At 66.9% G+C, this 14,504-nt stretch carries 12 protein-coding genes; 7 read left to right on the top strand and 5 right to left on the bottom strand.

What is annotated here, in order from left to right; genetic code table 11:
- Nucleotides 1-44: 44 nt before the first annotated feature.
- The gene (locus ACNQVK_RS33385) at nucleotides 45-326 is read left to right on the top strand and encodes a hypothetical protein (protein ID WP_090424166.1); all 282 of its coding nucleotides are present in this window, start codon (nucleotides 45-47) and stop codon (nucleotides 324-326) included.
- Here the strand turns inward: ACNQVK_RS33385 and ACNQVK_RS33380 are convergent.
- Entirely contained in the window at nucleotides 323-1,057 is a 735-nt protein-coding gene (locus ACNQVK_RS33380; protein WP_418032994.1) for an MBL fold metallo-hydrolase, read from the bottom strand. The two genes, ACNQVK_RS33385 and ACNQVK_RS33380, sit on opposite strands and share 4 nt — an antisense overlap.
- A 35-nt stretch (nucleotides 1,058-1,092) precedes the next feature.
- On the opposite strand from ACNQVK_RS33380, the gene fgd reads away from it, so the two are divergent.
- Nucleotides 1,093-2,103: a glucose-6-phosphate dehydrogenase (coenzyme-F420) gene (gene fgd, locus ACNQVK_RS33375; RefSeq protein WP_090424168.1), complete on the top strand. Its 1,011-nt coding sequence runs from the start codon at nucleotides 1,093-1,095 to the stop codon at nucleotides 2,101-2,103.
- Here fgd and ACNQVK_RS33370 read toward each other — a convergent pair whose 3' ends face one another.
- Nucleotides 2,104-2,865: a GntR family transcriptional regulator gene (locus ACNQVK_RS33370; protein WP_418032992.1), complete on the bottom strand. Its 762-nt coding sequence runs from the start codon at nucleotides 2,863-2,865 to the stop codon at nucleotides 2,104-2,106.
- 244 nt (nucleotides 2,866-3,109) lie between these two features.
- Here ACNQVK_RS33370 and ACNQVK_RS33365 point away from each other — a divergent pair, with 244 nt between their 5' ends.
- From ACNQVK_RS33365 to ACNQVK_RS33350, 4 genes are read left to right on the top strand one after another with little or no spacing between them, the layout of a single operon-like run.
- Entirely contained in the window at nucleotides 3,110-4,666 is a 1,557-nt protein-coding gene (locus tag ACNQVK_RS33365; RefSeq protein WP_211157289.1) for an APC family permease, read from the top strand.
- A 30-nt stretch (nucleotides 4,667-4,696) separates the two neighbouring features.
- Nucleotides 4,697-6,019 (top strand): aspartate aminotransferase family protein, encoded by a 1,323-nt coding sequence (locus ACNQVK_RS33360; RefSeq protein WP_418032990.1) that lies wholly within the window; start codon nucleotides 4,697-4,699, stop codon nucleotides 6,017-6,019.
- A 33-nt stretch (nucleotides 6,020-6,052) separates the two neighbouring features.
- On the top strand, nucleotides 6,053-8,149 hold the full coding sequence (gene pta, locus ACNQVK_RS33355; RefSeq protein ID WP_418032988.1) for a phosphate acetyltransferase: 2,097 nt from the start codon (nucleotides 6,053-6,055) through the stop codon (nucleotides 8,147-8,149).
- Nucleotides 8,146-9,303 (top strand): acetate kinase, encoded by a 1,158-nt coding sequence (locus tag ACNQVK_RS33350; RefSeq protein WP_418032986.1) that lies wholly within the window; start codon nucleotides 8,146-8,148, stop codon nucleotides 9,301-9,303. Before pta ends, ACNQVK_RS33350 begins: the two co-directional genes overlap by 4 nt.
- A 6-nt stretch (nucleotides 9,304-9,309) precedes the next feature.
- Here ACNQVK_RS33350 and ACNQVK_RS33345 read toward each other — a convergent pair whose 3' ends face one another.
- Nucleotides 9,310-10,305, bottom strand: coding sequence for a VWA domain-containing protein (locus tag ACNQVK_RS33345; protein ID WP_418032985.1), 996 nt, complete (start codon nucleotides 10,303-10,305; stop codon nucleotides 9,310-9,312).
- A gap of 40 nt (nucleotides 10,306-10,345) precedes the next feature.
- On the opposite strand from ACNQVK_RS33345, the gene ACNQVK_RS33340 reads away from it, so the two are divergent.
- Nucleotides 10,346-11,251: a cytochrome c oxidase assembly protein gene (locus ACNQVK_RS33340; protein WP_418032983.1), complete on the top strand. Its 906-nt coding sequence runs from the start codon at nucleotides 10,346-10,348 to the stop codon at nucleotides 11,249-11,251.
- A gap of 5 nt (nucleotides 11,252-11,256) precedes the next feature.
- Here the strand turns inward: ACNQVK_RS33340 and ACNQVK_RS33335 are convergent, their stop codons facing one another.
- Together ACNQVK_RS33335 and ACNQVK_RS33330 are read right to left on the bottom strand one after the other, a co-directional pair.
- Entirely contained in the window at nucleotides 11,257-13,533 is a 2,277-nt protein-coding gene (locus ACNQVK_RS33335) for a serine/threonine-protein kinase PknG (protein ID WP_418032981.1), read from the bottom strand.
- Nucleotides 13,533-14,504: a glutamate ABC transporter substrate-binding protein gene (locus tag ACNQVK_RS33330; RefSeq protein WP_418032979.1), complete on the bottom strand. Its 972-nt coding sequence runs from the start codon at nucleotides 14,502-14,504 to the stop codon at nucleotides 13,533-13,535. Before ACNQVK_RS33330 ends, ACNQVK_RS33335 begins: the two co-directional genes overlap by 1 nt.

Raw genomic sequence — 14,504 nt, 5'->3', positions numbered from 1 at the left:
TGTCGTCACCGCTAGGGGGGTATTTGCCGAGCCTGCAGGTAATCGTGGGATCGCTACTGCTGGTAGCGGCTGCGGTGGTGTTCGCGACCGGGGTGGCCTTGCGGCTGTTCATCGGTCGTCGGGCGGACTCGGCGGAATCGCAACGACGGATGCACGCATTCCGTCAGACCAAGTTTGCCCGGGTGCTGTTCGGTTCGGTGTACGACGACGAGGTGTTCGACCCCGACGAGCTCGATCAGATGGTCCTGATGCCGACGATCGTGCTGGCCTGCGGCCTGTGCCTGACCGGGTTCTTCCTGCTCGGGTACCGCATCTTGCAGCACTAGGCGTGCCGGGCCGCTGCAGCGGAGGCGGCGTCGGCGATCGATCCGCGCCACAGCGGCCCGTGTCCGGGCAGCATCACATCGGCTTCGACTGCCGCCAGCGTCTTCAGACTGGTCAGGCAGCCCTCCTCGTCGTGGTTGAACAGGGCGGGCAGCAGCGTCGGGCCGGTGTGCCGCAGCAGCGGATGTCCGGTGACCAGGGCGTCGCCGCTGACCAGAACCCCGTCGACGATGAAGGAACAGTGCCCGCCGGTGTGGCCCGGGGTGGGAACCGGCACCGGATCACCCGGGAGGTCGTCGTCGTCGGTCAGCGCCCGCGCGGTCGGGATGCCGGCGTGGTTCATGCCGCCCTTGGCCGTGATGGTGGCCGCCCACTTCAGCCAGCGAGGCTGCCAGATGTTGCGGACCACGTCCGCCGGCGCGGCCTGCTCGAGATACTCACGCTTGGTGTGACCGAGTTCGGTGCCGTGGCAAAACACCGGTGTGCCATGGGTTTTCGCCAGCCAGATGGCAGTCCCGAAATGGTCGATGTGGGCGTGGGTCAGGAGGACGGCGGCGATGTCGTCGACGGTGAACCCGAGCTCGCGGACCGAGCCGATGACGTCCTCGCGCTGCCCCGGGAACCCCGCGTCGATCAGCATGACCTGGTTTCCGTCGGTCACCAGGGTCCAGTTGACCAAGTCGGTTTGCGCGAAGTGCACATGCTCGGTGATCGCGGTCAGGGCTGCTGCCATGTCGCGAGTTTAGGCATAGGAGTAGAAACGAGATCGTGGCTGAACTGAAACTGGGATACAAGGCATCGGCGGAGCAGTTTGCCCCGCGTGAACTCGTCGAGCTGGCAGTGCTGGCCGAGGCGGCGGGAATGGACAGCGCGACGGTCAGCGACCATTTCCAGCCCTGGCGCCACGAGGGCGGGCACGCACCGTTCTCACTGGCCTGGATGACGGCGGTGGGCGAGCGCACCGAGCGGCTGGTGCTGGGCACCTCGGTGCTCACGCCGACGTTCCGGTACAACCCGGCGGTGATCGCGCAGGCGTTCGCGACCATGGGCTGCCTGTACCCGGGCCGGATCTTCCTCGGGGTGGGCACCGGTGAGGCACTCAACGAGATCGCCACCGGCTACATCGGGGAGTGGCCGGAGTTCAAGGAGCGCTTCGCCCGGCTGCGCGAGTCGGTGAAGCTCATGCGTGAGCTGTGGGTGGGCGACCGCGTCGATTTCGACGGTGAGTACTACAAGCTCAAGGGCGCCTCGATCTACGACGTGCCCGAGGGTGGCATCCCGGTGTACATCGCCGCGGGCGGCCCGGTGGTGGCCAAGTACGCGGGCCGCGCGGGCGACGGTTTCATCTGCACCTCTGGCAAGGGGGAGGAGCTGTACAAGGACAAGCTCATCCCCGCCGTGAAGGAAGGGGCCGAGGCCGCCGGGCGCAATGCCGACGACATCGACCGGATGATCGAGATCAAGATCTCCTACGATCCCGACCCCGAGCTGGCCCTGGAGAACACCCGGTTCTGGGCGCCGCTGTCGCTGACGCCCGAGCAGAAGCACTCGATCGACGATCCGATCGAGATGGAGAAGGCCGCCGACGCGCTGCCCATCGAGCAGGTCGCCAAGCGCTGGATCGTCGCGTCGGATCCCGATGAGGCGGTCGAGAAGGTCGGCCAGTACGTCAAGTGGGGCCTGAACCACCTGGTGTTCCACGCTCCCGGGCACGACCAGCGCCGGTTCCTCGACCTGTTCAAGAAGGACCTGGAGCCCCGGCTGCGCAAGCTGGGCTGATCAGGCGCTGCTGATCGATCGCTGTACCGCGCCGACCGCGCCGTGGCTCGTCGCCGTGAGCCGGACCCGGTCGGCGCGGAACAGATCGCACGCGTACTCGAACGGCTCGCCGCTGCTGTCGCGCGTGATGCGCGTGATCGCCAACAGAGGCTTGCGGTGGGCGATGTCGAGCCACTGGGCCTCGCGGGGGCTGGCGCTGACCACTTCGATGGTCTCGGTGGTGACAGCGGGCGCCAGACCGTACCGCACTCGCACCAACTCGTAGAGCGAGCCGCCGAGCGGTTGTTCCAGAAGGTCCTCCATGCGCTCGGCCACGAAGCATGACAGATCCACCGACAGCGGCACACCGTCGGCGTAGCGCAGTCTGCGGATTGTGAATACCTCTGCGCCATCGGCGATTTCGAGCGCATGCGACTCCACCTGGGTGGCCGGCCTGCGGTCGGTCGCCAGGACCCGGGTAGCGCTGCTGTGACCGCCGCTGTGCAACCGGGCGGGAAGCCCGGCCAGCTCGGCTGCGTTGCGTTCCACGACGTCGGCCCGCACGAACGTGCCACCGTTTCGCCCGGTCCGGCGTTCCAGCACACCTGCCTGGCTCAATGGCAGTAGTGCGCTGCGCAGCGTGGATCGCGACACCGCGAAGCTCTCCGCCATCTCACGCTCGGTGCCCAGCCGAGAGCCGGGACGCAGGGTGCCCAGGGCCAGCATGGACAGGATGCGTCGGCGCACGTCCTCGGCTACAGGGCCGCCCGGTGTCAGGGACATGCCCCGAGTGTGAACCAAATCGAGCCCGCAGAGCAGACCAAAAACAGCCGATTAACCTGGCTGTTGCACGACTCCCAGGTTCGAAACATGACGGCAACAAAGGGCTTGACCCGCAACAATTTTCGAGTTGCCCAATGATCTGGGCGGGATAACAATGTGCTGCGTCGCACCACAATGCTGTCGTCGACGCCGAACAATCAGACCAAATAGTGGTCCGAAAACCGTCCTTCAGTTAGGACCCGCAATGAGCGAGATCATCGATCCGCCGGCCCCGTCCGGTGCCTCCATCCAACGACTCAAACCCAACGCCGTGGGACTGGTCGGCGTGCTGTTCATGGCGGTCGCCACGGCCGCTCCCATCACGGCCATGGTCGGCAACGTGCCGATCGCGGTCGGCTTCGGCAACGGCGCCTATGCGCCCGCCGGATACTTCGTCGCCACCATCGTGCTGACGCTGTTCGCCATCGGCTATGCCGCCATGAGCAAGCACATCACCGCCACCGGCGCCTTCTACGGATACATCTCGCACGGCCTGGGCCGCGTCGTCGGCCTTGGAGCGGGATTCCTCACCGCGCTGGCCTACATGGTGTTCGAGGCGTCGCTGATCGGCATCTTCTCGTTCTTCGGGAACGATCTGTTCAAATCGTTCTTCAACATCGACGTGCCGTGGGTCCTGTTCGCCGTGGTGATGCTGGCCGTGAACGCCGTGCTGACCTACTTCGACATCAACCTGGCGGCCAAGGTGCTCGGGGTCTTCCTGATCACCGAGATCATCATGCTGGCCATGATGGCGCTGTCGGTGGTGTTCACCGGCGGCGGTCCGCAGGGCTGGTCGCTGGGATCGCTCAACCCGCTCAACGGTTTCCAGAGCCTCTCCGGTGAGGTGGCCGGTGTGGACGGCAGCATGATCACCGTCGCCGGATCGGCCGGCGTCGGCTTGTTCTTCGCGTTCTGGTCGTGGGTGGGCTTCGAGTCCAGCGCCATGTACGGCGAAGAGTCCCGAAACCCCAAGAAGATCATCCCGATCGCGGTGATCTGTTCGGTCGTCGGCATCGGCGCGTTCTACGTCATCGTCTCGTGGCTGGCGATCGTCGGTACCGGACCGCAGAATGCGATTGCGCTGGCCCAGGATTCGACCACCGCGGGCGACATCTTCTTCACCCCGGTGCACGAGCATCTGGGTCAGTGGGCTGTCGACCTGTTCAAGATCCTGTTGATGACGGGCTCGTTCGCGTGCGGGATGGCGTTCCACAACTGCGCCGCGCGCTACCTCTACGCCATCGGCCGGGAGAACGTCATCCCGGGCATGCGCAAGACCATCGGCGCCACCCATCCGGTGCACGGCTCGCCGCACATCGCCGGATTCGTGCAGACCGGTTTCGCCACCGTGGTGGTGCTGTTCTTCGACATCACCGGCCGCGACCCCTACACCGGTCTCTACGGCCTGATGGCGTTGCTGGGCACCACGGCCATCATGATCGTGCAGGCCCTGGCGGCGTTCTCGGTGATCTCGTTCTTCCACGTGCAGAAGCGGCATCCGGAGACCTCGAACTGGTTCACCACGTTCCTGGCTCCGCTGCTGGGCGGGGTCGGCATGCTCTACGTCATCTACCTGCTCGCCAAGAACGCGTCGTTTGCTGCGGGTTCAGCCGCTTCGGACTGGATCTTCACGTCGATCCCGTATGTTGTCGGCATCGCCGGAATCGGTGGTGTGCTGTGGGCGCTGTTCTTGAAATTCAAGGATCCGCAACGCTATTCCGATCTCGGGCGCACAGTGTTGGAGGAAGCGCACGAACGGTAGCGGGGCGTGCGGGTGGCGAAAGGAAGTGCCATGGGGTTCTCGAACATCATGGACTCCAACAGCTATTCGGGGGGTCTGGCGACCGATCCCGACACCGAAAGGCTGATCGAGGCCCGCGCGCACCTGCTGGGCCCGGCGTACCGGCTGTTCTACGAACGGCCGGTACACCTGGTCCGGGGCAGCGGCAGTCACCTTTTCGACGCGGACGGCGGGCGCTACCTCGACGCCTACAACAACGTCGTCAGCGTCGGCCATTGCCACCCACGCGTGGTGGCCGCCATCACCCGCCAGGCCGAGACACTCAACACCCACACCCGGTATCTGCACGACGGCATCGTGGACTACTCGCAGCGGCTGTTGGCCACGCTCCCAGGGGAAGTCGACCAGGTGATGTATGCCTGCACCGGCTCGGAGGCCAATGACCTGGCCCTGCGGGTGGCCCAGATGTACACCGGGGCGCGCGGTGTGATCGTCACCCGGGACGCCTACCACGGCAATACCGAAGCGGTGACGGCGATTTCACCGTCGATCGGTGGGGCGACCACCATCGGTCCGCATGTGCGTACCGTGGCCGCTCCGGACAGTTACCGCTCGGGAGACGATGTGGCGGGCCGGTTCCTGGCCGACGTGGAGGCCGCGATCGTCGATCTCAAGGCGGCCGGCCACGGCCTGAGCTGCCTGATCGTGGACACCTTCTTCTCCTCCGACGGCATCTACCCCGACCCCTCGGTGCTGGCGCCCGCGGTGGCGGCGGTACGTGCGGCCGGCGGTGTGTTCCTCGCCGACGAGGTGCAACCCGGCTTCGGCCGCACCGGGGAGGCGATGTGGGGCTTCACCCGCCACGGCGTCGTGCCCGACCTGGTCACCATGGGCAAGCCGATGGCCAACGGGTTGCCGGTGGCGGCGATGGCCGCCCGCGGTGAGGTGCTCGAGGCGTTCGCTCGGGAGGTGCCGTACTTCAACACGTTCGGTGGCAACCCGGTATCGATGGCGGCGGCAAGCGCGGTGCTCGACGTCATCGAGGACGAGCAGCTGATGGCCAATGCGGCCAAGGTGGGCACCGCGCTGCGCGACGAGCTCGCCCGGGTGGCCGTCGACAATCCGCGTATCGGGGATGTTCGCGGGGCAGGTCTCTACGTCGGCGTCGAGATGGTCACCGACCGCGAGAGCTCAGGCCCCGACCGGGCCGCGGCGCACGATCTGGTCAACGCGATGCGGGACCGCAAGGTGCTCATCTCGGTTTGCGGAGCGGAGGGCAGTGTGCTGAAGGTGAGACCCCCGCTGGTATTCTCTCTGTCGGATGTGGACTGGTTCTGCACCGAATTCGCCGATGCGCTGCGGGAGCTGCGCTGAGCAAAAGCAGAGCATCTGGCTGTCCAAACCCTGATGAGGGAAGCTGTATCAGTGCCAGAGGCAGTTGTCGCTACGGCGATCTATATCGCGTCGCCTGAAGGTGACACCGGCAAGTCGACGATTGCGCTCGGCATTCTCCACCGACTTGCTGCGACCGTGCCTAGGGTGGGGGTCTTCCGCCCGATCACTCGTCTGGGCGAGGACCGCGACTACATCCTCGAACTGCTGCTGGCCGGTACCACGGCGGGGCTGAGTTACGACGAGTGTGTCGGGGTCAGCTACCAGCAGGTACACGAGGATCCCGACGTCGCGATCGCCGACATCGTCGACCGGTTCCACCGCGTGGCCGAGCAGTGCGACGCGGTGCTGATCGTCGGCAGCGACTACACCGATGTCGCCACGCCCAGCGAGCTGAGCATGAACGCGCGCATCGCGGTCAACCTCGGCGCCCCCGTGGTGCTCGCGGTCAAGGCCGCCGACCGCACGCCCGACGAGGTGGCTCATGTGGTCGAGGTGTGTCTGGCCGAGCTGAACCACCAGCATGCGCACGCCGCGGCAGTCGTCGCCAACCGGTGTGACCCCGCGCAGCTGACCGCGGTGGCCGAGGCCCTCAAACCGCTCGGCCCGCCCGCCTATGTGCTTCCCGAGGAGCCGTTGCTGGTGGCGCCGTCGGTGGCCGAACTGAAGGTGGCGGTCGACGGCACGGTGATCGCCGGGGACCCGGAGCTGCTGTCCCGTGAGGCGATGGGTGTGCTGGTGGCCGGCATGACCGCCGAGCATGTGCTGGAGCGTCTGACCGAGGGCATCGCGGTGGTGACCCCGGGTGATCGGTCCGACGTGGTCCTGGCCGTGGTGAGTGCCCATGCCGCAGAAGGATTTCCGTCACTGTCCTGCATCATCCTCAACGGCGGGCTCGAACTGCACCCTGCGATCGCCTCGTTGGTCGACGGGCTGGGGCTGCGGTTGCCCATCGTGGCCACCGAGTACGGAACCTTCGAGACCGCAAGCCGGGTCGCCGGCGCCCGCGGCCGGGTCACCGCGAAATCGCAGCGCAAGATCGACACCGCGCTGGCGCTGATGGACAAGCACGTCGACGTCAATGATCTGCTGGCGCAGCTGAGCATCCCGATCCCCGCGGTCACCACGCCGCAGATGTTCACCTACCAACTGCTCGACCAGGCCCGCTCCGACCGCAAGCGCATCGTCTTGCCCGAGGGCACTGACGACCGCATCCTCAGGGCCGCGGGCAGGCTGTTGCAGCACGAGGTGGCCGAGCTGACCATCCTCGGTGAGGAAAGCCAGATCCGTTCCCGGGCAGCAGAACTCGGGGTGAACCTCGACGCAGCCGTCGTCCTCGATCCGCGTACCAGCCAGTTGTGCGACCAGTTCGCCGAGCAGTACGCCGAACTGCGCCGCAAGAAAGGCGTGACGGTCGAGCAGGCCCGCGAGATCATCCACGACGTCTCCTACTTCGGCACGATGCTGGTGCACAACGAGATGGTCGACGGCATGGTGTCGGGCGCCGCGCACACCACCGCGCACACCGTGCGTCCCGCCTTCGAGATCATCCGTACCGCGCCGGGAATCTCGACGGTGTCCAGCATCTTCCTGATGTGCCTGGCCGACCGGGTGCTGGCCTACGGTGACTGCGCGATCGTGCCCGATCCGACGTCCGAGCAACTCGCCGACATCGCGATCTCCTCGGCGCGCACCGCGGCGCAGTTCGGCATCGATCCGCGGGTGGCCATGCTGTCGTATTCGACGGGCACCTCGGGCACCGGTGCCGATGTCGACAAGGTCAGGGCGGCAACCGAACTGGTGCGCCAACGCGATCCCGATCTGCTGGTCGAGGGCCCGATCCAGTACGACGCAGCAGTGGAGCCATCGGTCGCGCTGACCAAGATGCCCGATTCGCCGGTGGCGGGCCGGGCGACGGTGCTGATCTTCCCGGACCTCAACACCGGCAACAACACCTACAAGGCCGTGCAACGCAGTGCAGGGGCCATCGCGATCGGCCCGGTGCTGCAGGGCTTGAACAAGCCGGTCAACGATCTGTCCCGAGGAGCGCTGGTGGAGGACATCGTCAACACCGTGGCGATCACGGCGATTCAGGCGCAGGGCGACTCATGACCCGCACGCGAGGAGCAGATGATTCCACGGTTCTGGTCGTCAACTCCGGTTCGTCCTCGCTGAAATACGCGGTGGTCAAACCGGATTCAGGAGAGTTTCTGGCCGACGGCATCATCGAGCAGATCGGCTCGGCGCAGGTGCCCGATCATGACGCCGCACTGCGGGCCGCGTTCGACGAACTGGCCGGTCAGGGTCTGCACCTGGACACCCTGGGCCTGGTGGCAGTGGGGCACCGGGTCGTGCACGGCGGCAAGACCTTCTACCAGCCCACCCTGATCGACGATGACCTGATCGCCAAGCTCGAAGAGCTGTCGCCGCTGGCCCCGCTGCACAATCCGCCGGCCGTCCTCGGTATCGAGGTGGCCCGCAAGCTGCTTCCCGATCTGCCCCACGTCGCGGTCTTCGACACCGCCTTCTTCCACAACCTGCCCGCGGCCGCGGCGACCTACGCCATCGACCGCGACGTGGCCGAGCGCTGGGGCATCCGCCGGTACGGCTTCCACGGCACCTCGCACCAGTACGTCAGCCAGCAGGCCGCCGTCTTGCTCGACCGGCCCTACGAGTCGCTGAATCAGATTGTCCTGCATCTGGGTAACGGTGCGTCGGCGTCGGCCATCGCCGGCGGACGGCCCGTGGACACCTCGATGGGCCTGACGCCGATGGAGGGCCTGGTGATGGGCACCCGCAGCGGCGACGTCGATCCGGGCATCATCATGTACCTGTGCCGCGCGGCCGGCATGGGTGTCGAGGACGTCGACACGATGCTCAACCGCCGGTCGGGGGTGCTCGGTCTCGGCGGTGAGAACGACTTCCGCAAATTGCACGCCCGGATCGAATCCGGTGATGAGAACGCGCGATTGGCGTACGACGTCTACATCCACCGGCTGCGCAAGTACGTCGGCGCCTACCTGGCGGTGCTGGGCCGGACCGATGTCATCAGCTTCACCGCCGGGGTGGGCGAGAACGACGCCGGGGTACGCCGCGACGCGCTGGCCGGGCTGACCGGGCTGGGGATCGAGGTCGACGAGGAACTCAACGCGACCCGGTCTCGCGAGGCTCGACGTATCTCGACACCGGACTCGCGGGTGACCGTGCTGGTGGTGCCGACCAATGAGGAGTTGGCGATCGCGCGGGCCAGCGCGGCCCTGGTCTGACCTGGATCAGCCCGGCAATCGCCGATTGAGCAGGAGTCCGGCCATGGCCGCGGCGGCCAGCGTCAGTGTGGCGAGAATGATCCACCCGGCGCTGGCATCGGCCGGGACGAGCTGGAAGCCGATCTGCTGTTGCAGCGTGCCGTACACCTCCTCCAGGGAGCCGACCGTGTCGGCGTGGAACACCCGGCCGTCGCCGGAGAGCTTGCTGATCTCCTGCAACGTCTGATCGTCAACGGGCACTGCGATTTCCTGGTCGTTGAGGTTGACGAAGCCGTCAGGTGTGCCGAAGGAGATGGCCGAGATCGGGACGCCCTGGGCCTGGGCGGCGCGGGCGGCGGCGAACGCGCCACGTGGCTGCTCGGGGTCCAGCGGCACGGTTTCCTTGCCGTCGGACTCCAGCACGATCCGCGCGGGCGGTGGGCCGTCACCGCCTCCGATCACTCCGCTGACTGTCGCGATCGCCTGCAGTGCGGTGTAGATGCCCTCCCCGGTCGCGGTGCGCTCGGCCGCCTCGAGTTTGTCGATCGCGGCCTTCATCGGCGCTCGCTTGGTCGTCGGTGGCACCAACAACGTTGCGGTACCGGCGAATGCGACCAATCCGAGGTTGACGCTCGGGTTGAGTCCGTCGACGAACTTCTTTCCCGCCTCCTTGGCGGCCGTCAGCCGGCTGGGGGCGACATCGGTGGCGGCCATCGATTCCGAGACGTCGATGACCAGCATGACCACCGCGCGATTACGCGGTATCAGGTGGTCGCGGGTCGGGTCTGCCAACGCGACGGTCAGCAGCAGCAGCGAGATCAGCAGCAATGCCGCCGGCGCGTGCCGCAGCCGGCGGATCCGTCGAGGTGCCACCGCGGCCAGCACATGCATGTTGGCGAACCGGAGCACCGGGGTGCCTTTCGCCCGTAGCCGGTAGACGTAGAGCGCCAGCATTCCGACCGCGACCAGTGCGCACAGGAAGAACCAGCGGTGCTGGAATCCCGACAACGACAAAGCGTTCACGCCCTGAGGCTCGGACTGCAGCCCTCACAACGCCAGCACAATGGCCTGGCGGAATGCTGCCAGGTTCGGGGCGTACGTTCGCGCTGTGTCTGGGGTGGCCTTGCTGCTGATCCTCGTCGTCGGCGCGGGCTACTACCTGTGCCATCGGCGCGCGCGAGGCGCTACCGGTGTCGGGCAGCGCCAGGCCTGGTGCTTCGGTGCCGGGATGGTGTGCTGGCTGCTCGCCACGCAGGGCGCCGTTGCGCAGTACGCCCTCGTCTTGTTCTGGGTGCGGGCCCTGCAGGTGCTGTTGTTGCTGTACGTGGTGCCGTTCCTGCTGGTGTCGGGCCGGCCGGTGACCGCACTGCGTGAGGCCTCGAGCCAGAATGCCCGCGCGCGGATCGACGCGGTGCTCGGTTCGCGGGCGGCCCGGGTGGTGCTGTCGCCGCCGGTGACGTCGGTGCTGATGCTGGCGACGCCGTGGCTGCTCTACCTGACTCCGTGGTACGTCGCTTCGCTGGTCAACCCGGTGATCGCGGATCTGACCAGCATCGCGTTGTCCGCCATAGGTTTCTGCTACTTCTACGCGCGTTTGCAGTCAGACCCCGTTCCACGGCGTTACTCGCCCCTCCTGTCGATCTGCATCAGCGTGGCCGAGGGTCTGGGCGACGGCATCCTCGGCCTGGTGCTGTGGCTGGGGCCGCTGGTCGCCTACGACTATTACTCTGCGCTGCAACGGGATTGGGGACCCAGCCTGCGCGACGACCAGACCCTGGGCGCGGGGGTGCTGTGGATTCTGGGCGATGTGCTGGGCATTCCCTTCATCATGGTGTTGATGCGGGCGCTGGGCTCCCATGAGCGCACGCGCGCCGCCGAGGTGGACGCGGCAGAGGACGCCCGCGAAGCCGACGCGCCCACGCTGTGGTGGGAATCGGACCCGCAACTGCGGGACCGGTATCACCGCTGAAGAGCTCAGAAAGTGCTCATCGGCCGCACGCTGTTGGCCAGGTCGACCAGCGCGTAGCGGTGCGACTGGGTGGGGGCGACCCGGGCCAACGCCCGCAACGACGCCTCGACGCCCAGCTTCAGACCGTGCTCGGTGAACGGGAATCCCAGGATGTGATTGCTGCTGGCCGTGTTGTCGGCCAGCCAGTCCATCGCGGTGCCCAACACCAGTGCCCGGATCTGCAGCACGCGTGGCTCCGAATCGGGCAGTGCCTCCACGCGTCGCGCCGCATCGCGGATGTTCTGTTCGGTGATCTCACCGGTGGACCGTCCCGACAGCAGGGTGACCGCGCTGGTCAGCCGGGCGGTGGTGAAATGCCTTGAGGTGGGCGGAACTTCGTCGAGGGTTTGGACGGCCTTGTCGCGTGAGCCGGCGACCGACTCGGCGCGGGCCAGGCCGAAACCGGCCGAGATCACGCCATTGTCGGTGCTCCACACGGTGTTGTAGAACTTCAGCTCATCGGCGGTGCCGGCCAGTTCCGCCGTCGCGGCCAACGCCAGCTTGGGTGCCAGCTCCCCGGGAAGGGTGTCCAGTACCTCGGTGAAATGCTTTGTCGCCGAGTCGTAATCGGCCGACAGCATCTCGGCGACGGCGCGGAACCAGAGCAGCTGCCAGCGCCACCCGGCCCAGGTCGCGAGGTCGTCGAGCTTGCGGGTGGCCTTGGCGACGTCGCCCAGGTCGAGCAGGGCGCGCGCCTCCATCAACGGCAGCTCCACCGATTCGGACAGATCGACGCCTTCGGCGTCGATCGCGCCGTGGCGCGCCGCGCGCAGCTGGTCCAGGGTGTGCACGGGCTGGCTGAGCACGCTGGCCACCAGCATCGGAGCCCCGACATCGGCGCGGTCCACCAGTGGTACGGGCAGCGCGCGCACGATCTCCTGCGCCGTCAGCTTCTCCGAATGCACCTGTCCGTCGACGTAGACATCGGTGTGGGCGACCAGCAGATCGACGCCGAACGTGGACCGGGACGGGCTGAACACGGTCGACAGACCGGGGCGGGGGATACCGGTATCGGCCGCCACCACCTCACGCAGCACACCGAGCAGCTGCGACGACATCTCCTCGGCGCTGCGGAACCGGCGTCGCGGATCGGGGTCGATGGCACGGCGCAGGAACCGGCCGAAGGAATCGTATTTGTCGAGCACCGGGTCCTCGGACGGCAGCCCGTCGACGTAGCGGCCTCGCCGGGTCCGCAGGTTCATGGTCAGCGCGGCCAGCGTGCGTCCCACGGTGTAGATGTCGGTGGCCACCGTCGGACCGGTGCGCACGATCTCGGGAGCCTGGAATCCCGGTGTGCCGTACAGGTATCCGTAGGAGTTGAGCTTCGACACCGCACCGAGGTCGATCAGCTTGAGCTGTTCCTCGGTGATCATGATGTTCTCGGGCTTGAGGTCGTTGTAGGCCAGCCCGATCGAATGCAGATAGCCCAGCGCGGGCAGGATCTCCAGCATGTAGCCGATCGCCTCGGCCACCGGAAGTCGGGTGCCCCTTGCCTGTTTGAGGGACGTTCCGCCGACGTACTCCATCACGATGTAGCCGACCGGATTGCCGTGCTTGTCATCGTGTTCGACGAAGTTGTAGATCTTCACGATTCCCGGGTGCGTCACCTCGGCCAGGAACTGGCGTTCGGCCATGGCGATCACCTGGGCCTCGGCATCACCGGAATGCACCAGGCCTTTGAGCACCACCGGACGCTCGTTCACGTTGTGGTCGAAGGCCAGATACACCCAGCCCAGACCGCCGTGGGCGATACAGCCCTTGATCTCGTACTGGTCGGCGACGATCTCGCCCGGGGACAGCTGCGGCAGGAACGAGTACGCGCTGCCGCAGTGCGGACACCAGCCCTCCGACAGGGCATGCCCGTCGGGCGAGGACCTGCCGACCGGCTTGCCGCAGTTCCAGCAGAACCGCTTCTGCTCGGCCACCACTGGGTTGGTCATCAACGCCGTCAACGGATCTCGCTCGGGCACCCGCGCGATCTCGACCAGCCCGCCGCCCAGCCTGCGGATCGGCGAGAGCATCCGGGTGGCGATCGTGGCAAGGTTCTGCGGTTCGGTGTCGCCGCCGCCGAACGCCGGATCGTCGGATTCGTCGAACTCCGGGCGGAACACCGCCTGGGTCGCCATGGGCCGCAGGGTCGACTGCGAATCCAACTCGAGGTCTTCGAGGCTCGCCGGCTGCGTCCCGGGGCCGCCCTCGGTGTCGGGGGTGTCCGGGAGTCCGCTGTCGTCGGGCTTTTTCATCAGTCGACATACCTCGCGGCCGGGGGCGACGGCGCCGGCCCCAGGACCGTCAACCACTTGCGGTACAACGTGTTCCAGGTGCCGTCGCGGCGGATGCGTTCCAGAGTCGCGTTGACGACCCGGACCAGCGGCGTGTTGTCCAGGTTCAGCCCGATGCCGTAGGGCTCCTCGTTGAGGCTGGGGCCGACGATGTGCAGATACGGATCCTGGGCCACCAGCCCGGCCAGGATCGAATCGTCGGTACTGACCGCATCGGCCTGACGCTGCTGCAGCGCCACCAGGCAATCGGCCCAGGTCACCACCGAGACGATGATCGGTGACGGGCTGATCTGCTGGATCCGCTTGAGCGACGTGGTCCCGTCCACCACGCACACCCGCTTGCCCGAGAGGTCGGAGGCCTGCGAGATGTTGGAGTCCCGCGCGGCCAGGATGCGTTGGTGGGCCATGAAATACACCGTGGAGAAGTTGATCTCCTTGCGGCGCTCGCAGGTGATCGTCATGGTCTTGACCACGATGTCGACCTGATTGTTCTGCAGTGCGGTGATGCGGTCGGCCGAGGACAGGATGCGGTACTCGACCTGTGACGGCGTGCCGAAGATGTCGCGCGCGACCTCCCCGGCGATGTCGACGTCGAACCCGTTGATCTGACCGGTGATCGGATCGCGGAACGAGAACAGATTGCTGCCGATGTCGAGCCCGACGACCAGCCGCCCGCGGTCGCGGATCTTCGCCACCGCCGCGTCGGCGTCGGCCTGATTGCTGAACGGCCGCAGGCTGGCCGTGCGGTTGCACTCGTCCGTGTCCTGCGTCGGCACCCGAACCGGCTGGGGCGCAAGCTCCTGCATGCCGGCCGGGCTGGGCGGCGCCAGCGTCATCGTCGGCAACGTCAACGCCGGCGCGCTCTGACTGCACCCGGCCACCGCCAGGGTCGCGGTCAGGACGGCCAATAGCTTCTGCACTGCCTTCTTCAC

Source organism: Mycobacterium sp. 134, assembly GCF_048282715.1.
In the GTDB taxonomy this organism is placed as follows: domain Bacteria; phylum Actinomycetota; class Actinomycetes; order Mycobacteriales; family Mycobacteriaceae; genus Mycobacterium; species Mycobacterium septicum.
The sequence above is the reverse complement of the archived record's forward strand: the minus strand, read 5'-3'. Positions and strand labels throughout refer to the sequence as shown.